Annotated in this window: 23 protein-coding genes; 7 read left to right on the forward strand and 16 right to left on the reverse strand. The window is 62.8% G+C overall.

Features of this window, described 5'->3' with window-relative positions; translation table 11 throughout:
* Positions 1-4: 4 nt before the first annotated feature.
* The 10 genes from D460_RS0113965 to D460_RS0114010 all read right to left on the reverse strand — a co-directional run bounded on the left by D460_RS0113965 (position 5) and on the right by D460_RS0114010 (position 9530).
* Entirely contained in the window at positions 5-637 is a 633-nt protein-coding gene (locus D460_RS0113965; protein ID WP_018899178.1) for a LysE family transporter, read from the reverse strand.
* Between the two features lie 93 nt (positions 638-730).
* On the reverse strand, positions 731-1717 hold the full coding sequence (locus tag D460_RS0113970) for a type II secretion system F family protein (protein WP_018899179.1): 987 nt from the start codon (positions 1715-1717) through the stop codon (positions 731-733).
* Between the two features lie 13 nt (positions 1718-1730).
* Complete coding sequence (locus tag D460_RS0113975; protein ID WP_018899180.1) at positions 1731-2738, reverse strand: type II secretion system F family protein; 1008 nt, start codon at positions 2736-2738, stop codon at positions 1731-1733.
* 4 nt (positions 2739-2742) lie between these two features.
* Positions 2743-4215, reverse strand: a complete 1473-nt coding sequence (locus D460_RS0113980; protein WP_018899181.1) for a CpaF family protein — start codon at positions 4213-4215, stop codon at positions 2743-2745.
* A 22-nt stretch (positions 4216-4237) separates the two neighbouring features.
* Complete coding sequence (locus tag D460_RS0113985; protein ID WP_018899182.1) at positions 4238-5515, reverse strand: CpaE family protein; 1278 nt, start codon at positions 5513-5515, stop codon at positions 4238-4240.
* Positions 5516-5532: 17 nt separating this feature from the next.
* Entirely contained in the window at positions 5533-6267 is a 735-nt protein-coding gene (locus tag D460_RS0113990) for a CpaD family pilus assembly lipoprotein (protein ID WP_026283126.1), read from the reverse strand.
* Positions 6268-6284: 17 nt separating this feature from the next.
* Entirely contained in the window at positions 6285-7790 is a 1506-nt protein-coding gene (locus D460_RS0113995) for a type II and III secretion system protein family protein (RefSeq protein WP_026283127.1), read from the reverse strand.
* A gap of 11 nt (positions 7791-7801) precedes the next feature.
* Positions 7802-8614, reverse strand: coding sequence for a Flp pilus assembly protein CpaB (cpaB, locus tag D460_RS0114000; protein ID WP_026283128.1), 813 nt, complete (start codon positions 8612-8614; stop codon positions 7802-7804).
* Positions 8615-8724: 110 nt separating this feature from the next.
* Entirely contained in the window at positions 8725-9237 is a 513-nt protein-coding gene (locus tag D460_RS0114005; RefSeq protein WP_018899186.1) for a prepilin peptidase, read from the reverse strand.
* Positions 9238-9341: 104 nt separating this feature from the next.
* Positions 9342-9530 (reverse strand): Flp family type IVb pilin, encoded by a 189-nt coding sequence (locus D460_RS0114010; protein ID WP_018899187.1) that lies wholly within the window; start codon positions 9528-9530, stop codon positions 9342-9344.
* A 401-nt stretch (positions 9531-9931) separates the two neighbouring features.
* Between D460_RS0114010 and D460_RS0114015 the strand changes: the two genes are divergently transcribed.
* The 7 genes from D460_RS0114015 to D460_RS0114045 all read left to right on the forward strand — a co-directional run bounded on the left by D460_RS0114015 (position 9932) and on the right by D460_RS0114045 (position 15420).
* On the forward strand, positions 9932-10369 hold the full coding sequence (locus tag D460_RS0114015) for a pilus assembly protein N-terminal domain-containing protein (protein ID WP_026283129.1): 438 nt from the start codon (positions 9932-9934) through the stop codon (positions 10367-10369).
* A gap of 104 nt (positions 10370-10473) precedes the next feature.
* The gene (locus tag D460_RS0114020; RefSeq protein WP_018899189.1) at positions 10474-11091 is read left to right on the forward strand and encodes a TadE/TadG family type IV pilus assembly protein; all 618 of its coding nucleotides are present in this window, start codon (positions 10474-10476) and stop codon (positions 11089-11091) included.
* Positions 11092-11105: 14 nt separating this feature from the next.
* Positions 11106-11669: a TadE/TadG family type IV pilus assembly protein gene (locus tag D460_RS0114025; RefSeq protein WP_245267749.1), complete on the forward strand. Its 564-nt coding sequence runs from the start codon at positions 11106-11108 to the stop codon at positions 11667-11669.
* A gap of 107 nt (positions 11670-11776) precedes the next feature.
* Positions 11777-12997 (forward strand): phosphopentomutase, encoded by a 1221-nt coding sequence (locus tag D460_RS0114030; RefSeq protein ID WP_018899191.1) that lies wholly within the window; start codon positions 11777-11779, stop codon positions 12995-12997.
* The gene (locus tag D460_RS0114035) at positions 12994-13962 is read left to right on the forward strand and encodes an adenosine deaminase (protein WP_018899192.1); all 969 of its coding nucleotides are present in this window, start codon (positions 12994-12996) and stop codon (positions 13960-13962) included. The genes D460_RS0114030 and D460_RS0114035 overlap by 4 nt, the downstream gene beginning before the upstream one ends.
* Before the next feature lie 133 nt (positions 13963-14095).
* A complete protein-coding gene (gene upp / locus D460_RS0114040; protein ID WP_018899193.1) occupies positions 14096-14725 on the forward strand; it encodes a uracil phosphoribosyltransferase in 630 nt (209 codons plus the stop codon).
* A 161-nt stretch (positions 14726-14886) separates the two neighbouring features.
* Positions 14887-15420 (forward strand): TIGR02281 family clan AA aspartic protease, encoded by a 534-nt coding sequence (locus D460_RS0114045; protein ID WP_018899194.1) that lies wholly within the window; start codon positions 14887-14889, stop codon positions 15418-15420.
* Here the strand turns inward: D460_RS0114045 and deoA are convergent, their stop codons facing one another.
* Genes deoA through D460_RS0114075 form a run of 6 tightly spaced genes read right to left on the reverse strand, consistent with a single transcriptional unit; the run spans position 15421 to position 20786 of the window.
* Positions 15421-16728 carry a thymidine phosphorylase gene (deoA, locus tag D460_RS0114050; protein ID WP_018899195.1) on the reverse strand — a complete coding sequence of 436 codons (1308 nt, stop codon included), beginning with the start codon at positions 16726-16728 and terminating at the stop codon, positions 15421-15423.
* Between the two features lies 1 nt (position 16729).
* Positions 16730-17506: a deoxyribose-phosphate aldolase gene (gene deoC / locus D460_RS0114055; protein WP_018899196.1), complete on the reverse strand. Its 777-nt coding sequence runs from the start codon at positions 17504-17506 to the stop codon at positions 16730-16732.
* A complete protein-coding gene (locus D460_RS0114060) occupies positions 17503-18309 on the reverse strand; it encodes a purine-nucleoside phosphorylase (protein WP_018899197.1) in 807 nt (268 codons plus the stop codon). The genes deoC and D460_RS0114060 overlap by 4 nt, the downstream gene beginning before the upstream one ends.
* Entirely contained in the window at positions 18309-18695 is a 387-nt protein-coding gene (locus D460_RS0114065; RefSeq protein ID WP_018899198.1) for a cytidine deaminase, read from the reverse strand. The genes D460_RS0114060 and D460_RS0114065 overlap by 1 nt, the downstream gene beginning before the upstream one ends.
* Before the next feature lie 4 nt (positions 18696-18699).
* Positions 18700-19671 (reverse strand): ABC transporter permease, encoded by a 972-nt coding sequence (locus tag D460_RS0114070; protein ID WP_018899199.1) that lies wholly within the window; start codon positions 19669-19671, stop codon positions 18700-18702.
* 11 nt (positions 19672-19682) lie between these two features.
* Positions 19683-20786 carry an ABC transporter permease gene (locus D460_RS0114075; RefSeq protein ID WP_018899200.1) on the reverse strand — a complete coding sequence of 368 codons (1104 nt, stop codon included), beginning with the start codon at positions 20784-20786 and terminating at the stop codon, positions 19683-19685.
* Between the last annotated feature and the right edge of the window lie 2 nt (positions 20787-20788).

Below are 20788 nucleotides of genomic sequence, written 5' to 3' on the forward strand. Positions count from 1 at the left end.
GGGTCTAACGGCCGCTCAGGCCTGACACGACAAGCTGCAGCCCGAGCCCGGCCATGACGGCGCCGGCCGCGCGGTCGATCCATTTCTTCGCGGCGAGATAGATTAGGCGCGGGTGCCGGGCCGAGAAAGCCAGCGCCACGATCGTGTACCACCCGGCCTCGACGGCAAAGACGCCAAGCGGGATCGCCACGAACAATTCCAGCGGAATGGTCTTCGGCAAGAGTGCTGCGAAAATGCTGGCATAGACGACGATCGTCTTCGGATTGCTGACCTGCGTCAGGAACGCCGTCATGAAGCTGCGGCCGACGGCGCGGTTGGCGGCGGTCGTCTCGCCGATCTCAAGCGGCTCCCCGGCGCCGCGCCAGATCCTGTAGGCGATGTAGGCGAGATAGAGCCCGCCCATGATCTTCAGCGCCAGATAGAGCCAGCCGAACTGCGAGAGCAGGGCCGTCAGCCCCGCCAGCGCCAGGATGCTGAACAACACCCCGCCCAGACCCATGCCGGCAGCCGCCGCAAGCCCGTCAACGCGCGAGCGCGACACGGCGATCCTGGAGACGAGAACGAAACTTGGCCCCGGGCTCATCGCGCCGATCGAGAGCGTTGCGATAATGCTGAGAAAGACGCTGAGCGACGACATGGCGATGGTCCGTGGGTGGGGTTGCGTGATCGAATGTCACACGGCCCCGCGCGGCGGTCCATCCTAAAAATCGGCTGTGCTCGGTCGAGGCGCTTAGAACCGGTCGGCGACCTGGATACCGGCCGGTCCGAGAATGACGGCGACCAGAACCGGCAGGAAGAACAGGATCATCGGCACGGTGAGCTTCGGCGGCAGCGCGGCGGCCTTCTTCTCCGCCTCGTTCATGCGTTCGTCGCGGCCTTCCTGAGCAAGAACGCGCAGCGCCTGCGAGATCGGCGTACCGTAGCGATCAGCCTGCATCAGCGCCTGCACGACCGACTGCACGATCGGGATCTGCGTGCGCGTGCCGAGGTTTTCGAGCGCCACGCGGCGATCCGGCAGGAACGACAGCTCGGCCGTCGTCAGCACCATTTCCTCGGCGAGCGGCGGCGAGGCCTCGCCGAGTTCTTCGGAGACGCGGCGCATCGCGGCCTCGATCGAGATACCGGATTCGACGCAGATCAGCATCAGGTCCAGCGCATCCGGCCATGCGCGCTTGATAGAGTGCTGCCGCTTTTTCATCTTGTTGGAGATGAAGATGTTCGGTGCGTAGAAGCCGACATAGGCAAAGCAGAGCGTCGCGAGAAAGCGGATCGGCGTCGGCTTGTCGACGAGGTGGTCGAGGCCGAACACCCAGAAGATCGCCAGCGCGAAAAAGAAGAAGGGCAGGAGGAAACGCGCGACGAGGAACATGTTGAGCGCGTTTTCCGAGCGATAGCCCGCCGCGCGCAGCTTGTTCATGGTGTTCTCGTCGACCAGCGCCTCGCGCAGGTTGAAGCGCTCTACGATTTGGCGAACCGAGCGGTTGTTCTGCGTGCGCAGTGAGGCCTTGCTGCCGGTCGATTCCGCGTTCATGCGCGCGCGTTCGCGGGCACGCATCTGCTCGCGCTCCGTCGAGACCGCCTTCATGCGCTGGTTGAGATCGCCGCGCTCGAAGAACGGGATGGCGAGTGTGTAGAGCGTCGCGAACACCGCCAGCGCCACCAGCACCGCGATCAGCATCGAAGGATCGGTCAGGGAACTCGCAAGATCGGACGACATCGCATTGCCTCGGTTAGATATCGAAATTGACCATGTTGCGCATGACGAAGATGCCGATCGACATCCAGACCGCCGATGCGCCCATGATCAAGTGACCGCGCGGGTCGGTGAACAGCACCATCATGTATTGAGGCGACGTCATGTAGACGAGCGTCGCGACGATGAACGGCAGCGCGCCGATGATCACGGCCGACGCCTTGGCTTCCATCGAAAGCGCCTTGACCTTGGCCTTCATCTTCTTGCGTTCGCGCAGCACCTTGGAGAGGTTGCCGATCGCTTCCGAAAGGTTGCCGCCTGCCTGCGACTGAATGGCGATGACGATCGCGAAGAAGTTCACTTCCTGCAGCGGCATGTGGTTGCCCATACGGGCGCAGGCGTCGGGCACGCTGAGACCGATCTGCTGGCTCTCGACCACACGCCGGAACTCGCCCTTGACCGGCTCCTTGCCTTCGTTGGCGATCAGCCGGATCGCGTCGTTCAGCGGAAGGCCGGATTTGATCGATCGCACGATCACATCGAGCGCGTTCGGGAACTCGTCGAGGAACTTGTTCTGGCGACGCTTGATCAGGAAGCCGAGAATCCAGCGCGGCAGCCCGAGCCCGGCCACAACAGGCAGCCCGAGCAACACCATGGTGGGGGCGCCGGCGAGGAACGCGACGAACATCAGGACAAAGCCGAAGATGGCGCTGAACATGTAGAAACGGCCGGGCGTGATCGAGAGACCGGCCTGCGTCAGTCGCGATTTCAGCGTCAGCTTCTTCTTGGCGTTTTCCTGCTGCCGCTTCTCGAGATCCTTCAGGTTGTCCTGCATCGACTTGCGGCGCTTCGACATTTCCTGGACGCGGTCGCGCGCCGCCTTGACACTCTGCTTGTCGAGTTCGGCGGATGCCACTCGGCTGACGCGGCTTGCCGCCTTCTTTTCGGTTTCCATCCGCGAGAACAGCAGGCCGTAACACACCGCGCCGGCCGAAATGGCCACGAGCAGCACGATACCCAGCACGATCGGATCGAAACCGAACATAATCTTAATCCTTCGACTTCTCTTCCATTTCGTCGAGCGCCGCGGCGAGCCGCTTCTCTTCGTTGTAATAGCGGGCGCGGTCCCAGAAATTCGGCTTGCCGATGCCGGTCGACTTGTGCCGCCCGATGATCTTTCCGCCCGCGTCTTCGCCTTCGATCTCGTAGCGCATCAGATCCTGGGTGATGATCACGTCGCCTTCCATGCCCATCACCTCTGTGATCTGGGTGATGCGGCGCGAGCCGTCGCGAAGACGCGCGGCCTGGACGATGACGTCCACCGAGTTCGATATGATCTCGCGAACGGTCTTGGCCGGCAGCGAATAGCCGCCCATGGCGATCATCGATTCGATACGGCTGAGGCATTCGCGCGGCGAGTTGGAGTGGATCGTGCCCATCGAGCCGTCGTGGCCGGTGTTCATCGCCTGCAGCAGGTCGAAAACCTCGGGTCCGCGCACTTCGCCGACGATGATGCGTTCAGGGCGCATACGCAGGCAGTTCTTGACGAGATCGCGCATGGTGATCTCGCCTTCGCCTTCGATATTCGGCGGGCGGGTTTCGAGGCGCACGACATGCGGCTGCTGCAGCTGCAGTTCGGCCGTGTCTTCGCAGGTGATGACGCGCTCGTCGCGGTCGATGTAGTTGGTGAGGCAATTCAGAAGCGTCGTCTTGCCCGAGCCGGTACCGCCGGAGATGACGATGTTGCAGCGGACGCGGCCGATGATCTGCAGCAGCGTCGCGCCCTCGGGCGTGATCGCCCCGAAGCGCACCAGCTGATCGAGCGTCAGCTTGTCCTTCTTGAACTTACGAATGGTGAGCGCCGGCCCGTCGATGGCAAGCGGCGGTGCGATGACGTTGACACGCGAACCGTCGGGCAGGCGGGCGTCGCAGATCGGGCTCGACTCGTCGACGCGGCGGCCGACCTGGCTGACGATGCGCTGGCAGATCGAGAGCAGCTGCGCGTTGTCGCGGAAGCGCACTTCCGATTCCAGTGTCTTGCCGCCCACTTCGATGAAGGTCTTGCCGGAGCCGTTGACCATGATGTCGGCGATGTCATCGCGCGCCAGAAGCGGTTCCAGCGGACCATAGCCGAGAACGTCGTTGCAGATATCGTCGAGCAGCTCTTCCTGCTCGGAGATCGACATCGCGAAGTTCTTGATCGTGATGATATCGTTGACGATATCGCGAATTTCCTCGCGCGCGCTCTCGCCGTCGAGCTTGGCGAGCTGCGACAGGTCGATCGTGTCGATCAGCGCCGAGAAGACCTGCGCCTTGGTGTCGTAATATTCGTCGGTGCGGGCAGGGCGCTTGCGCTGCGGCGTTTGCATCGGCGGCGGCGCCACCTGCTGGCGGGTCTGCTCGCGCTGCGGCTCGACGAAGACGGCAGGCGCCGACGACGAGGAAGGCGCAGCAACAGGCGGCGGTGGCGCGATCGTGCCGCCCGCCTTGCCAGATCCTTCGTTTCCGCGTTTTCCGAACATGCCTTATTCCACTTCTGGTGGGCTACTTGCGTTTCAGGAGGCTGAGAAGACTGCTCTTCTTCGCCTTCTTGACGGCGATGCGCCCGGTAACGATGTGCGACAGCTGCGAGAAGATCTCGGCCGTCGGCGATTTCGGGTCCATCTCCGAGATCATCCGGCCGCTATTGGCTGCCGTTCCGAACAGGTTACTGTCGAACGGGATGATGGCGACGGGCTCGCATTCCAGCGGCTCGCAGAAATCCGATGGGCTGATCTCCGGGCGCTTCGGCATGCCCACCTGGTTGAGAACGAGGTGCGGCGCCTTATCGTTCGGCCGCATCTTGCGCAGCGCGTCGATCAGGTTCTTGGTGTTGCGCAGATTGGCGAGATCCGGCGATGCGCAAATGACCACCTCGTCGGCGGCTGATAGGACAGAGCGCGTCCACTCGGACCAGGCGTGCGGCACGTCGAGAACAGTCACCGGCGCACTGCGCTGCAGCACGTCCATGACCGGCTGGAAGGCATGTCCGTCGAAATCATAGGCGCGGTCGAGGATGGACGGCGCCGCCAGCAGCGAAAGATGCTCGGAGCACTTCGTCAGCAGGCGGTCGAGGAACATCTCGTCCAGGCGCTCAGGTGCATAGACCGCTTCGGCAATCCCCTGCGTCGGGTCCTGATCGAAGTCGATGTTCGCGGTTCCGTAGGGCAGGTCGAGATCGGCGAGGATCGTCTCGGTCGAAAACAGTCGCGAGATGCCGAAGGCGCAGTTATGCGCGATGGTCGAGGCGCCGACGCCGCCCTTTGCGCCGATGAAGGCGATGCTGCGCCCGAGCGGCTCGGCATCCGGATCGACGAAGATCGTCGCCATCGCCGTCATGATGTCGGCCATGCCGACCGGCTGCACGATATATTCGGAAATGCCGTTGCGGATCAGCTCGCGATAAAGCGCGATGTCGTTGTGGTAGCCGACGATGATGACCTTGGTCGAGGGGTCGCAGACGGCGGCGAGTGGCGCCAGCTCGTTGAGCAGGCCGGCGCTATTGGCGCGTGTCTCGAGAATGATGAGGTTCGGTGTCGGCGCGCTGGCAAACATGTTGGCCGCCGCCGCAATGCCGCCGCTAGTGATGCGCAGGCTGACCTTCGACAGGCGGCGATCGTTGCCGCAGCGCTCCATCACCCGCTGCAGTTCTTCGCTCTCGCAAAAGGCGTGCACGGAGATGCGCGGAAGCGGGCGCATGTTTTCCAGCTCGCCCATGCGCATGGCCTCTTCGGCCCGCTGGAGGTCGGCGGCGTTCGTGATGTCGTATTCAACCGTGCTCATCGTCAATCCTGGTCTGATCAGAAGCCGCCGGCGGAACTGCCGCCGACGTCTTCGATCGTGGAACTGCGTTCGCGATATTCCTTGATGGCGGCGTTGCGGCGCGTTGCGTCGATCGGCGTCATGCCGCGCGGCGCGACGAGATCTTCGGGGTTGGCGATCTGTGCCGCGAGGTTGTTCTGCGTCGCGCAGCCGAAATTGTAGTAATTCTGGTTGCTGAAGTCGTTGATCATGTCTTTCGGCCACTGGCCGCACTGCGAGGTCATCGCCGTGGTGCCGACAAAGGTGAGGCGGATCGGCGCCGCGTCCTTGGCGTCGAGCGTCACGTAGGAGCTGTTGACGATCTTCGAGCTCGCGATGCCGCGTGCGGAGAGTTCGGCGCGCACCTGGCCGCGCAGCTGGCGTGCGGCGTTAGAGTTTGGCGATCCCTCTGGAGTCAAGAGGTAGACCGGGCCGGTGGCGCGCGAACCGTAGTTCTGCGCGAAGCCGCGGATCATGTCGCGCTGCGCTGTGTTGAGCCTGCGGTCGGTCGAGGCAACCGGAATGTCGACCGATTGCTCGGCCTCCGTCACCACGATCGGGTGGCGCTGGCGGTAATCATCCGGGATGCCGCCCGTCGTCAGATCGTCGCGCGAAGCGCAGCCCGAAAGCAGGGCGGCGGCGATCGCGGCAGCCGCGATCAGCGGTGTCGAAAAGCCGCGGTGACGGGCGCTGGTCTTGATCTTGGCCATCGGCGTGTCTCTGTGTTGTGCCATTGCTGATCCCGCTTCGCTCATTTGTAGATGAACCCGATTGAACCGTGGAACTGGGCGTCGGCGACCGGCGTCTTGCCGCCGTAGACCTTATTCACGCGGTTCATGAAGAATGCTGCGCCGTCGTTCTCCGGGCTGAAATTGTCATCAGGTCGATTCAGCTGGTTGCGGGCGACCGGGCGCACGAGATAGGGCGTCGCGATGATGACAAGCTCGGTCTCTTCGCGCTGCACCGTGCGCTGGCGAAACAGCGTACCCAGCAACGGAATCTTGTTGGCGCCGGGGGTTCCGTTCGACGTCTGCGAGACGTTGTCGCGGATGAGGCCGGCCAGCGCGATCGAGCCACCGGAAGGAAGCTCGATGGACGTTTCGGCCGACCGGCGCTGGTAGGTCGGTGCCGAACCGCTGACCGAAGGTGCTGGCTCCGACACGTTGGTCTTGATCTCCAGGCTGATGCGGCCCGAAGACAGGACGACAGGCTTGAAGGCAAGGTTGATGCCGTAAGTATAGGGCACGACGGTCACGTTGCCGTTGTTGTCGGTCGTCGAGTAAAGAACCTGACCGCCGGAATTGAAGGTGGCGGCCTGGCCGGAAATCGCCGTCAGTGTCGGCTCTGCCAGTGTCTTGACGACCTTCGCCTGTTCGAGCGCGCTCAGATAGGTCGAGATGTCGTACTTGCCGATCGAACTCTTGAACAGCGCCGCAAGACCCCCGCCGACGGTGGCGGTCGCGGCACTCGCGTTCGGTGCGCCGAGCTGCGCGACGCTGAGGCCGCCGGAGTTGGAAACCAGGTTGTCGAAGCCGATCTGCTTCAGGATCTCGCGGCGAACTTCGGCGATGGTCACCTTCAGCGTGACCTGATCCTCGCCTTCGATCTGCAGCAGGTTGATCACCTGCGACTGCTGGCGGTTTTCCGCAAACAGCGCCACCGAGCCGTCGCCGCCACCCTGGCTGCTGGCCGTTTCCGTCCGCGTCGTCGCCTCGCCACCCTTGAGGAAGACGCCGGCCAGATCAGCCGCCTGCGCGGCGTCCTGCGGCGTGCGAACGGTACCCGTCAGAACGATGTTGTCGGAGACGATCTCGACGTTGATGTTGGAATCGGGAATGAAGCGGCGCAGGTTGTTCTGCAGCCCGCTGACGTCGCGTTCGATCGCGATGTCGAGGCTGACGATCTGCTGGCCGTCGGCGCCGAAGATGAAGATGTTGGTCTGCCCGACCGTCTTGCCGAACAGGTAGATGCGCCGCGAGGAGCGCGTCACCGCGTCGGCCATGCTCGGATCGGAAACAAGGATGTCGTGCGCATCGACGGGAAGGTCGATGACGATAGCCTTTTTCAGGCCGAGCTTGAGGGCGCGATGAGCGCCCGGGCCCGTCTGGGTGATGTTGATCATGCCGTCGGCGGCGGCCTCAGCCGCGCTGACGCCGACGATCGGATCGAGGAAGCTGGGCGCAATGCCGGTGAAGCCGACCGTCAGCGACAGGCAGCCTGCCATCAGATGTTTCATGTGCCGTGTTGAGTTGCCCATATCCGTTTCCTCTACTCGGCTTTCGAAGGCGCGCTGTCGGTGACGATGGCGCCTGACTTGATGACCTGAACGATGGAGCTGCCATTATCGCCGCTGAGCAGGTAGTCGGCGGCCTTGGTGTCCGGTTCGCGGGCGTCGGCAACCGAGCGCAGCGCCAGCGACAGGCGGTCCGCCATCTGCTGGGCAACCGCCAGAACCTTGGTCTGGTCGGGTGTCAGCTCAAGCGTCGCAGTCGTGCCGACCACAGCCTTCGAACCGTCGTCCTTTTCCTGAACCTGCTGGTCGATGGCGAGCACGCGCACGTTGTTGAGCACGGTCTCGGTCAGATACTTGTCGCCGCTTTTTTCCTTGCGCACCATGATGAGGTCGACGCGGTCGTTCGGCAGGATGAAGCCGCCGGCGCCGGTTGCGACCGAGATTTCGGTGGCGACCGCGCGTTTGCCCGAAGGCAGCAGGGACGACATGATGCGGCTGTTGGAATCGGCGATCTTTTCGGCCCGGATCGGTTCGCCCTCGAAGATCGGCATGCGCACCACGGCGCCCTGCAGGTCCTTGATCGCGTCGGGCTTGTCCGTTTCGGTGATGAAGCCTTGGACGACGCCGCCTGTCGGCCATGCCATCCAGTGCGCCGCCTTGTCGTCAAACCGTGCGCCGACAGGCAGGTTGGCGCTGGAGACCAGCACGTTGACGGTCGGTTCCTTCTCGACCACCTGCTGCACCTGGGTCACGACCGATCCGCGGCCTGCAAGGCTCATCGCCAGAACGCCGGCCAGACCGGCGGCGACGACAGCCACTCCAAGGATCAATATGCGGGCGGGTTTCATCAGGCGTTCCCCAAGGAATCGAAATATTCGTTCCGGAGAATTGGCTCCAATTGGTGTAATTATAGTTAACGAAAGACTTCGATCTTAGGTTAACGAGCGCTTAAGCGCCTTTATTTCAGGCCTTCCAGCGCGCTCATGAACAGCGGCGAAGACGGAAATGCCAGAAAACCACCGATCGCGATGGCGATACCGTAAGGGATCTTCTTGGCCATGAGGATCGAGTTCGGAACCGGAAGGCCGATCGCCAGGATGGTATCTGCCTGCGTGCGGATCATCATGATGACCAACGTCAGGAGACCGCCCAAAATACCGACATAGCCGAGAAACTCAACGATAGCAGGGTTAAGGCCGAACCAGAGTGCTGTGGCCGTCAGAAGCTTGGCGTCGCCGCCACCCATCGTATTGGTGGCAAAAAGTATGAAGCAGACGACAAACACGGCAAGCGCGCCGGCAGCATGATTGCCGATCGCGGCAAGCGGCATGCCTGTCAAAAGCGCGATGGCGAAGAAAGACGCGATGAGGATGATGGAGATCCTGTTCGGGATCGTCATCGTGAACAGATCGGAAAATGCCGCGATTGCGAGGCACAGCGGGAATATCACAAAGACGGAAGCTGCGATCATTCTGCTATCGATCCTTAAGACAAAAGGCCCACCGCGTGTTCGCGTGAGCCTATGTTTAGCGCCAGACCCGTTAAGGTCTGGCGTATATCCCTTGGAGAGGCTAATTAGCCGCCCGAGCTGGTTACGGCGCTGTTCATCTTGTTCGACAGACCGCTGAACACCTGGTTCAGTTTACCGCCGAGTGCAGAAGCGCCGGTGATGAGCGCTACGGAAATGAGCGCTGCGATCAGGCCGTATTCAATTGCGGTCGCGCCGGATTCGTCTTTCAGAAAACGGCTTACAAGCTTGGTCATGATAACTCCTAACTCCAGTTGATGTTCAGCACGTCCGCCAACTGTTTGCCGTTGATCGGATGAGCACAACCTAACGTACCGCTCTTTCGATCGGCTTAAAAAAATGGGTTACCAATGTGTAAAGAAGAAGCAGTCAGCGGCTATGGTAAGTAACTGCCTCAGTAGATCTGTAGAAATTTAAATATCATGTCGAAGTTACTGCTACATAAGGGATTTCTGACGGGGCGGGGTGCGATGCCGTTACCTCATCCGCAATCGTGAAAGCCGTATGTCTCGTTACGCTACTGCCTTTGGCGCGTTAACGTCTCATTATGGACGAGCCGGTCGCAATATTAAGGTTTCATGCACCATTTTTTTCTATGCTCCCGGTAAGTTAGCGTCGTGATCGTGAGAGAATCCAGATGTCATCGAGCGGCATAAGGCTAGTCCTTGCCAGTGTTCTTGCCGCCGCGGCGGCTTGCACAACTGTCTGCGCCCCGGCCTTCGCCCAACAGCAGCAGATGCTCAGGGTCTATATGGACCAGGCGCGCGTATTGAAGCTCGATCGTCCCGTCAGCAAGGTCATCGTCGGCAATGCAAAGGTGGCGGATGCGACGGTCGCCGACGCCAAGACCATCGTGCTGACAGGCCGCAGCTTCGGCAGCACCAATCTCGTCCTGCTCGATGCCGACGGCAACGCCATCCTCGATCAGAGCATCCTCGTATCCATCGATGAAGCCAACACGGTGCGTGTCTTCCGCCAGACGGAGCGCACGGTTTTGTCCTGCACGCCGAACTGCGAGCAGCACAGCGACACGACGGCCGCCGCAGGTGCCAGCGCCGGTGCGACCGGCCCCTAACCGAGCCTCTTTTACTTGTTGTTAAATTTCTGAACCGGCTTGAAACGGAAAATCAACGTTCGGCACCTAAAAGTGCATGATCGAAGCTGTGTCGGGTACAGGCCATGACGGAATTGGATCAAACAGCGGAACGGACGGATCGGCGCCAATGCAGGCGGCGGTGGTCCATTGCCGCTTTCAGGCGCTCGCGTGACGGCGCCGCCGCGATCGAATTCGCCCTACTCGCCATTCCTTATTTCATGGTGGTCTTCGCGATCATCGAGACATTCATCGCCTTTGCCGGCGAGGAGCTCGTGTCCAACGCAGTCGATACGCTGGGCCGCAAGATCCGTACCGGCCAGATCACCGCCACGAACACCGACCGAACCGCCTTCCGCACCGCCTTCTGCAAGGAGATTTCGATCCTGATCACCTGCTCGGCGACGGAAGCGGCAACGCCGAGCAAGCTTTTCGTCGATGTTCAGAAGTTTGCGACTTTCGCTGCCATTCCTACAACCATTCCGAAGAAATCGACGGCGGCGAACGCTGATATCGACACCTCGGGTTTTCAATATGCGCCGGGCGGGGCGGGAACCATCAATATGGTTCGAGCCTATTACAAGTGGCAGGTGATCACCGATCTGATCCGGCCGTATATTTCGAATGTGAAGCCGACCGACGGATCGTCGGCATACTTTCTGATTGTCGCGACGGCTGCCTTCCAGAACGAGCAGTATCCGTGATGAGGCTGAGCGGTATGATCTCGAAACTTGGTGTTCTATCTCGTCGCCTAGCTGGCGATCGCGACGGAATGGGCGCGATCGAGTTCGCGATCCTTTTTCCGATTTTGGTCATGCTTTATGTCGGGGCGTTCGAGGTAACGATCGGCCTCAGCGTCAGCAAACGCGCCTCCCGCGCCGCGGCGACTGTCGCCGATGTCATTACCCAGCAGCAAACCGTGACCAAGTCCTGGCTCTCGGACATGCCCAATGTCGCCGCGTCGATCTTCGTGCCCTATAACATGGGCAACCGCATAACCCTGAAGGTCACCGGCATCCAGATCGATGCTTCCGCCAACCCGACCGTTAAATGGTCATGGGCGCAGGACAACAGCCGTCCCTACGCTGTCAACGCCGCAGTCACCGTTCCTGCCGACTTGAAGAAGGCCAACAGCTTTCTCGTCCGCTCGGAGCTGACGGTGCCCTACAGGCTGTTTCTCTTCGGCCCCAATCTCATGCCGAACGACAGCATCATCACCATCAGCCGCACCTATTACTACCGGCAGCGCCAGGGCGACAACGTTCTCTGCAGCGACTGCTGAGCGGCACGCGCCTGCACCCGCATTTGCCATCTTTCCGTCTCCGTTATAAGGCTTGTGACCCGGCGGCCGGCAATCCGGCGCGCCAGCTTTTCAGTGTCGGGTGAAACATGCCGCGTGCCTTTCTATTCGTGATGGATTCCTTCGGCGTGGGTGGTGCGCCCGATGCGGCCGCCTATGGCGACGAGGGTGCGGATACGCTTGGCCATATCGCCGAATTCTGCGCCGCCGGCCTGGGCGATCGTGAAGGCCTGCGATCAGGACCGCTGAAGCTGCCGAACCTGTCGGCGCTCGGCCTCCTGCACCTCGCAAAGGCGGCATCCGGCAAGATCCCCGTGGGCATGCCTATGGCCGAGAAGGTCTATGCCAGCTTCGGCTCCGCCAACGAAGTCTCGCGCGGCAAGGACACGCCGTCAGGTCATTGGGAAATCGCGGGCACGCCTGTCAATTTCGACTGGGGTTATTTCCCGACTGAGGGCGACGCCTTTACGCCTGAATTCGTGGAGGCCTTGTGCCGCGCCGCCGAGGTGCCTGGCATCCTCGGCAATTGCCACGCCTCGGGCACCGATATCATCGTCCGCTACGGCGAGGAACACATCCGCACCGGCAAGCCGATCTGCTACACCTCGTCGGATTCCGTCTTCCAGGTCGCCGCCCACGAGAAGCATTTCGGCCTTGAGCGGCTGATGACCTTCTGCGCCATCGCCCGCGCCCTTCTCGACCGCGAAAACATCGGCCGCGTCATCGCCCGCCCCTTCGTCGGCGAAACCAGGGCGACGTTCGAGCGAACCGGCAATCGCCGCGATTTCTCCGTGCCGCCGCCCGAGCCGACGCTGCTCGACCGATTGGTGAAGGAAGGCCGCACCGTCCATGCCGTCGGCAAGGTCGGCGATATCTTCGCCCACCAGGGCGTCTCGCGGGTCGTCAAGGCCAACGGCAATGCGGCGCTGATGGATGCGACGCTGGACGCCATGGATGTCGCCGAGGATGGCGATCTCGTCTTCACCAATTTCGTCGATTTCGACATGCTCTACGGCCACCGCCGCGACGTGCCGGGCTATGCCGCAGCCCTCGAGGCCTTCGACGCGCGCCTGTCGGAAGTCGGCGGCAAGCTGAAGCCCGGCGATCTCGTCATCATCACCGCCGACCACGGCTGCGACCCGACGTGGCGGGGCACTGATCACACCCGCGAGCGGGTTCCCATCATCGCCTACGGCCCCGGCCACCGCCCGCGCAATCTCGGCATTCGTTCGAGCTACGCCGATATCGGCGAGACCATCGCCCAGCATCTGCGCATCCCCGCCGGCCCGCACGGGAGGAGTTTTCTGTGACGTCACATCTGAAGAAGGTCGAGCTGCACTGTCATCTGGAAGGTGCCGCTCCGCCGGCGCTCACTTTGGCGCAGGCCCGCAAGTACAACATCGACATCAGCGCCTATCTGAAGGACGGCGCCTATGTCTGGCATGATTTCGCAAGCTTCCTCGAGTGCTACGACAAGATCTCCGAGGTCTACAAGACCGACGAGGACTATGCGTTGCTCACCGAAACCTATCTGGCCGAGCTCGCAGCGATCGGCACGATCTATAGCGAGCTCATCGTCTCGCCCGATCACGGCAAGCGCATCGGCCTTGGAGCCGACGCCTATATCGAAGGCGTCTGCGAGGGCATCCGCCGCGCCAAGGCGGCGTCGGGCATCGAGGCCCGGCTGATTGTCACCGGCGAGCGCCACTTCGGTCCCGAGAGCGTCATCGGCGCCGCCGAATACGCCGCAAGCGCCCGTAACCCCCTTATCACCGGCTTCAACCTCGCCGGCGAGGAGCGCATGGGCCGCGTGGCCGATTATGCGCGGGCCTTCGATATCGCCCGCGACGCCGGCCTCGGCCTCACCATCCACGCCGGCGAAGTCTGCGGCGCCTTCAGCGTTACAGATGCGCTGGATGCCGTTCGCCCAGCCCGCATCGGCCATGGGGTGCGCGCTATTGAAGACGCGGATCTCGTCAAGCGGCTGGCTGACCTCGGCACCGTGCTGGAAGTCTGCCCGGGCTCGAACATCGCGCTCAAGGTCTTCCCGGATTTCCAGTCGCACCCGCTGCGGGCGTTGAAGGAGGCCGGCGTGCGCGTCACCATCAGCTCCGACGATCCGCCCTTCTTTCACACCTCGCTCGAGCGGGAATACGAGCTCGCTTCCTCCGTCTTCGGCTTCAGCGACGCCGAGATCGATGCGATCACCCGCACCGGCATCGAGGCCGCCTTCGTCGACGAGGAAACCCGTAGCGCGCTTCTGGCGAAGCTCTGATCCGTCCCGATCCGGGTCGGATTGGGGATCCCAGATTGGGGATCATAGGTGCAATTTGCCCTCCGCTCTTGCGGCGGAGACAAATTCCGTGGAAGAAACATGCGCTAAGAACAGCTAAAGAAAGGGCTCGGCCATGAACGGCGTAACGGTCATCGATCATCCGCTCGTGCAGCACAAACTCACCATCATGCGGCGCAAGGAAACGTCGACGGGCAGCTTCCGCCGCCTGTTGCGCGAAATCTCCACGCTCCTGTGTTACGAGGTGACGCGCGATCTCGAGCTGACGATGGCAACCATCGAAACGCCGATGCAGACGATGGAATCGCCGATCCTCGAAGGCAAGAAGCTGGTTTTCGTGTCGATCCTGCGCGCCGGCAACGGCCTGCTCGAAGGCATCCTGGAGCTGGTTCCCTCCGCCCGCGTCTCGCATATCGGCATGTACCGCGATCACGACACGCTGCAGCCGGTGGAATACTATTTCAAGGCGCCCGAAGCGCTCGACGAACGCCTGATGATCGTGGTCGACCCGATGCTCGCGACCGGTAACTCCTCGATCGCGGCCATCCACAAGCTGAAGGAGCGCGGCGCGACCAACATCCGCTTCCTCTGCTTGCTCGCTGCCCCGGAGGGCATCAAGAACTTCCAGGAAGCTCATCCCGACGTGAAGATCTACACGGCCTCGATCGACAGCCATCTCAACGAGAAGGGCTATATCATGCCCGGTCTCGGCGATGCCGGCGACCGCATGTACGGCACGAAGTAATTAACGAGCCGTTTACCATTTGAAATGTTACATGGGGCCTGGACTATGTTTCCAGGCCTTATCTCCTTCCGCCGTTAGCAACTTTTCAGCAATTGTGGCTTAGCTGCTAAAGATACGGCCGCGCATGATGCACGGTTTATACAGGAAGGATTTCTGTTTCCATGCTCTTGCGTACAGTCATATTCGCAAGCATCGCCGCGGTGCTTGCCACACAGGTTCCTTCCTTCATCGGAAGCACGCCCGCACGGCCGGAAGGCCCGATCTCCGCCAATTTCGTCTCCGGCGCGGTCGATCCCACGCCCACGACCGCAATCTCAGGCAATGGCACCAGCATGCTCCTGCAGGCCGATCAGCAGGGCCACTACACCGGCGATTTCCGCATCAACGGCAAGTCGGTCTCCGGCCTGATCGACACCGGCGCCACCTATGTCGCGCTGAACGAGACCATGGCCCGCCGTCTCGGCTATACCGCCAACCAGCTCGATTTCCGCTATTCGGTCAACACCGCCAACGGCCAGACCAAGGCCGCGCATATCATGCTCGACCGCGTCGAGATCGGCGGCATCCGGGTGCGCGACGTCGAGGCTTTCGTCCTGAAGGACGAGGCGCTGTCCTCGACGCTGGTTGGTATGAGCTTCCTGAAGAAGCTCGCCTCTTATGCGGTCGCCGACGGCTCGCTCAGCATGAAGCAGTAATCAGAAGCGCGATGAAATGACTGGTGGCAGCGCGGGCGCGCTGTCGCTGATCGTGTAGTTCGCCTGAAGCGCCGCAGCCGCTATCTCCGCCGCATCATCGCTCGCCGCATGCACGAAGGCGATCGGCTCGCCGCGCTCGACGCGCGTGCCGAGCGGCAGGATATCGCTGAACCCCACCCGATGGTCGATCCGGTCATCCGGATGCCGCCGCCCGCCGCCGAGATCGATCAGGCTCATGCCGATATCCCTACTGTTGCAGGCCGCAAGCCAGCCGCTTCGCGTGGCCACGACAGGCCGGATGGCCGGGGCAGTGGGCAGATAGCTGTCGGGCTTCTCCAGGAGGTCGGACGGGCCGCCCAACGTATGCGCCATGCGCCCGAATATCTCCGCCGCCTTGCCCGATGATAGCGCCACGGCCGCTCGCGCCTCGCCATCCTCTCGCGAGGATGCGACGCCCGACTGGACAAGCATCTCGGCCGCGAAGGCAAGAACCACCTGTTCCAGCCGCGTGCCGCTCTTCTCGCCCGCGAGGAACGCGATCGCGTTGCGGATCTCCAGCGCGTTGCCCACGGCATCCGCCAGCGGCTGGTTCATGTCGGTGATCACAGCAGAGGTCTTCAGCCCGGCGCCATTGGCCACCTCGACCAGCGACCGTGCCAGCTGCTCGGCCTCGTCGGAGGAGGCCATGAAGGCGCCGTTGCCGACCTTCACGTCGAGCACCAGCGTCTGCAGCCCGGCGGCCAGCTTCTTCGACAGGATCGAGGCGGTGATCAGCGGAATGGAATCGACGGTCGCCGTGACGTCGCGCACGGCGTAGAGCTTGCCGTCGGCCGGCGCCAGCGCAGCCGTCTGGCCGATGATGGCGCAGCCCGCCTCGCGCACCACCTTGCGAAACAGTGCGGCGTCAGGGGTAACCGTATAGCCTGGTATGGATTCCAGCTTGTCGAGCGTTCCGCCGGTATGGCCGAGCCCGCGCCCCGAGATCATCGGCACAGCCAGCCCGCAGGCCGCGGCGATCGGCGCCAGCATCAGCGAGACATTGTCGCCGACGCCGCCGGTCGAATGCTTGTCGGCGATCGGCCGGTCGAGATCGCTCCAGTCGAGCATGTCGCCGGAGCGCGCCATCGCCATGGTCAGCGAAACGGTTTCCTCGCGGCGCATCCCTTTGAACCACACGGCCATGGCAAAGGCACCGATCTGCCCTTCGGAGAGCTTGCCCGCCGCAAGAGCTGCGATAAACGCCTGGATATCGTCATCGGACAGCACCGCGCCGTCGCGCTTGCGGCGAATGATCTCCTGCGGGATCATCTCAGTAGCTCGCGGCGGTCGCCGGTGCCGATTGCGTGCCGGAAAGAACCGCGAGGATATCGTCGAGCACACCGGAAGCGCCGAAGCGGAAGGTCGAGGGCATCGGCCAGTCGGGTGCCATGATCGTTTCGGCAAGGCTCAGATAGAGCGCCGCATCCGCCACCGAGGCAATGCCGCCCGCCGGCTTGAAGCCGACCTTGCGACCGCTCTGGCGAATGGCGCGCAGCATGATGTCGGCGGCTTCAAGCGTCGCGTTGACGGACACCTTACCGGTCGAGGTCTTGATGAAGTCGGCACCTGCCTCGATCGCCAGTTCCGAGGCGCGACGGATCATCGCCGCATCCTTGATCTCGCCGGTCTCGAGGATCACCTTCAACAGCACCGCCTCGCCGCATTCGGCGCGCACGGCGGCCACCATGTCGGTAACGGCCCGGCCGCTGCCGGCGATGAACTTGCGATAGGGGATGACGAGATCGATCTCGTCGGCGCCGTCGGCGATCGCCTCGCGCGTCTCGGCCGCCACGTCGGCGACTTCCATGTCGCCCGAGGGGAAGTTGACGACGGTGGCGATCTTCACAGGATGGCCGCTGCCGAGGATCGAGCGCGCATGCGCCACGAAGCGCGGCCAGATGCAGATCGCGGCGCTATTGCCGTAGGGCGTCTGCGCGCGCGCGCACAGGGCCTCGATCTGCGCTTCCGTGCAGTCGTCCTTGAGGTTGGTGAGATCAAGCAACGACAGCGCCACGGCCGCCGTTTCCTTCAGCGAGTGATTGCTCATGCGTCATTTCCTCCAGCCGCGATCATCTCTTTCAGGATGGCGGCAAGACGGGCACCGCCGATGGGCGCCATCTCCTTGGTTTCGTCGTGGCTCAGTTCCGAACCGGTCATTCCGGCCCCATAGTTGGTGATAACGGAAGCCGCCGCAACCCTCATCTCAAGCATTCGGGCAATGATGACCTCGGGCACGGTCGACATGCCCACCGCATCGGCGCCGAGAATACGCGCCATGCGGATCTCCGCCGGCGTCTCGAAGCTCGGGCCCGAGAACCACATGTAGACGCCCTGCGAAAGCGCTGTCCCCGTCTTCTCCGCCGCCCGCCGCATCGCGTCAGCAAGCTCGGTGTCATAGGCATTGGTCATGCCCACGAAGCGACGGTCGCTCTCCTCGCCGATCAGCGGGTTGATGCCGGAATAGTTGATGTGATCGGTGATCTGCATCACCGATCCCGGCGCCAGATCCTCGCGCAGCGATCCCGCCGAATTCGTCAGGATCAGCGCTTCGACGCCGAGCGCCTTCAACACCTCGATCGGCCGCCGCATGGCGTTGGCGTCGCCCTTCTCGTAGAAATGCACGCGCCCCGACAGCATGATCACAGGCGCGCCGCCAAGCGTGCCGGCCACGACCTCGCCGGCATGGCCGGAAACCGCGCTGACGGGGAAGCCCGGAACGTCCTGATAGGGGATACGAACCGCATCCTTGAGCTCCGCCACCAGCGAGCCGAGCCCGGAGCCGAGGATGACGCCGTAGCGCGGCGAAAGCCCGCCGAGCCGCGATTTCAGCAGGTCGAGCGCCGCCTGCATCAGAGTTCGGTCTCGAAGCTGAAGGGAAGCAGCTCGTCCATGGTCATGGTCTTCTGCACGCCGGCTTCGTCGCAGAGATAGATCTTCGTATCCTTGGAGGCGAATTCCGAGATCTTCTGCCGGCAGCCGCCGCAGGGCGGGCAGAGCGGCAGCTTCTCGGCGATCACGGCCATCTCGACGATCTTCTTCGCTCCGCCCATGATCATGGCGCTGATTGCTGTCGGCTCCGCGCACCAGCCCTGAGGGAAGGAGAGGTTCTCGATGTTGGCGCCGGTATACACCTTTCCGTCCTCGGCGCGGATCGCAGCGCCGACGGGGAACTTGGAGTAGGGCGCATGAGCGAATGCCATGGCGCCGCGGGCAGCTTCGAAGAGGTCGTGGGACATGGTCTTAGCGTTCCTTGACATAGGGTGCGCCGCCGGCCTTCGGCGGGATGGCTTTGCCGATGAAGCCCGCGAGCAGCACGCAGGTGAGGATATAGGGCAGGGCCTGGAAGATCTGCACCGGCACTTCGCCGATGCCGGGGATCGGCTTGCCCTGCATGAAATTCCCAAGTGCATCGAGGAAGCCGAACAGCAGGCAGGCGAACATGACGGGCACCGGCTTCCACTTGGCGAAGACGAGTGCGGCAAGCGCGATATAGCCCTTGCCAGCCGACATGTCCTTGATGAAGGCGGCCGACTGCGCGATCGCCAGATAGGTGCCGGAGAAGCCGCAGAGAATGCCGGCGCAGATGACGGCGCGGTAGCGCAGCCAGCTCACCGAGATGCCGGCGGTATCGACCGCACCCGGATTTTCACCGACGGCGCGCAGACGAAGACCGAAGCGCGTGCGGTAGAGGATCCACCACGAAAGCGGCACCGCCAGGAAGGCGAGGTAGGTCAGGATATTGTTGCCGGAGATGACGTTGGCATAGAGCGGCCCGAGGATCGGCACCTCGCGCACCGCGTCGGCACCCGGAAGCGTGATCGGCGTAAAGCGCGCGTCGCCGGCCAGCTGCGGCGTGCGCCCGCCCTGGCCAAACCAGGCCTGGCCGAGCACGATGGTGATACCGGCCACGAAGAAGTTGATCGCGACGCCCGAGATGATCTGGTTGCCGCGGTTGGTGATCGAGGCAAAGCCGTGCACGAAACTCAGCGCCACCGAGCAGACGATGCCGGCGCAAAGCCCCGCCCAGGCGGAATCGGTGAGATAGGCGACGCAGGCGGCGGCAAAGGCCGAGCCCAGCATCTTGCCCTCGAGCCCGATGTCGAAGACGCCGGCGCGTTCGGAGAAAAGGCCTGCCAGCGCCGTGAAGATCAGCGGGATCGACAGGCGGATGGTGGAGCTCAGAACGCTGATGAAGATGTCGTAATATTCCATCGTCGCGCTCCTTACGCCCGCTTGAACTGTTGGTAGAGACGCACCATCGCCGGCCGGTACATATATTCAAGCGCGCCGGCAAACAGGATCACCAGACCCTGGATCACGAGGATCATCTCGCGGGTAATGTTGGGCATCTCGAACGAGATCCAGTCGCCGCCCTGATAGAGGATGCCGAACAGGATCGCCGAGAGCACGATGCCGACGGGATGGTTGCGCCCCATCAGCGACACCGCGATGCCGACGAAGCCGGCGCCGCCGACGAACTCGACCTGCAGGCGGGCCGACGAGCCCATGACGGGATTGAGCGCCATCATCCCCGCCAGCGCGCCCGAAAGCAGCATGGCGATGATGACGATGCGCGCATAGGGAATGCCGGCGTAAGCGGCCGCACTCGGGCTGACGCCGAGCGTGCGCATCTCGAAGCCGAGCTTGGTGCGCCAGATCAGCAGCCAGACGAAATAGGCCGCCACCAGCGCGATGATGAAGGAGACGTTGAACGGAGCCGCGCCCAGCTTGGCGCCGAACATGTCCATGATCCAGCCGAGCTTCGGCAGCTGCCCGCCTTCGAGGAAGGTGCGGGTCTCGGGCGCCATCTTGCCCGGCACGATCAGCACGTGCACCAGCAGATAGACCATCAGCGCCGCGCCGATATAGTTGAACATGATCGTGGTGATGACGATATGGCTGCCGCGCTTGGCCTGCAGCCAGGCCGGAATGAAGGCCCAGGCCGCGCCGAACAGGCCGGCGCCGATCACGGCCACGGGCATGGTCACATACCACGGCACGAACTTGTCGAGCGCCAGCGCCACCAGCGCGCAGCCGAGGCCACCGAGATAGGCCTGGCCCTCGGAGCCGATGTTGAACAGCCCGGCATGGATGGCGACCGCCACCGAAAGGCCGGTGAAGATGAAGCTGGTGGCGTAGTAGAGCGTAAAGCCGATGCCTTCGCCGCTCCCGAGCGCGCCTTCGATCAGAAGCTGCAGCGCCCCAATCGGGCTTTCGCCGATCAGCCAGACGACGAAGCCGGATATCAGGAAGGCGGTGAGAAGGTTCAGGATCGGGATGAGGCCGTAGTTGATCCAGCGGGGTAGGGGAGTGGAAGCAGTGCTCATCA

Origin of the sequence: Rhizobium sp. 2MFCol3.1, from assembly GCF_000377565.1 — a bacterium.
In the GTDB taxonomy this organism is placed as follows: Bacteria; Pseudomonadota; Alphaproteobacteria; order Rhizobiales; family Rhizobiaceae; genus Rhizobium.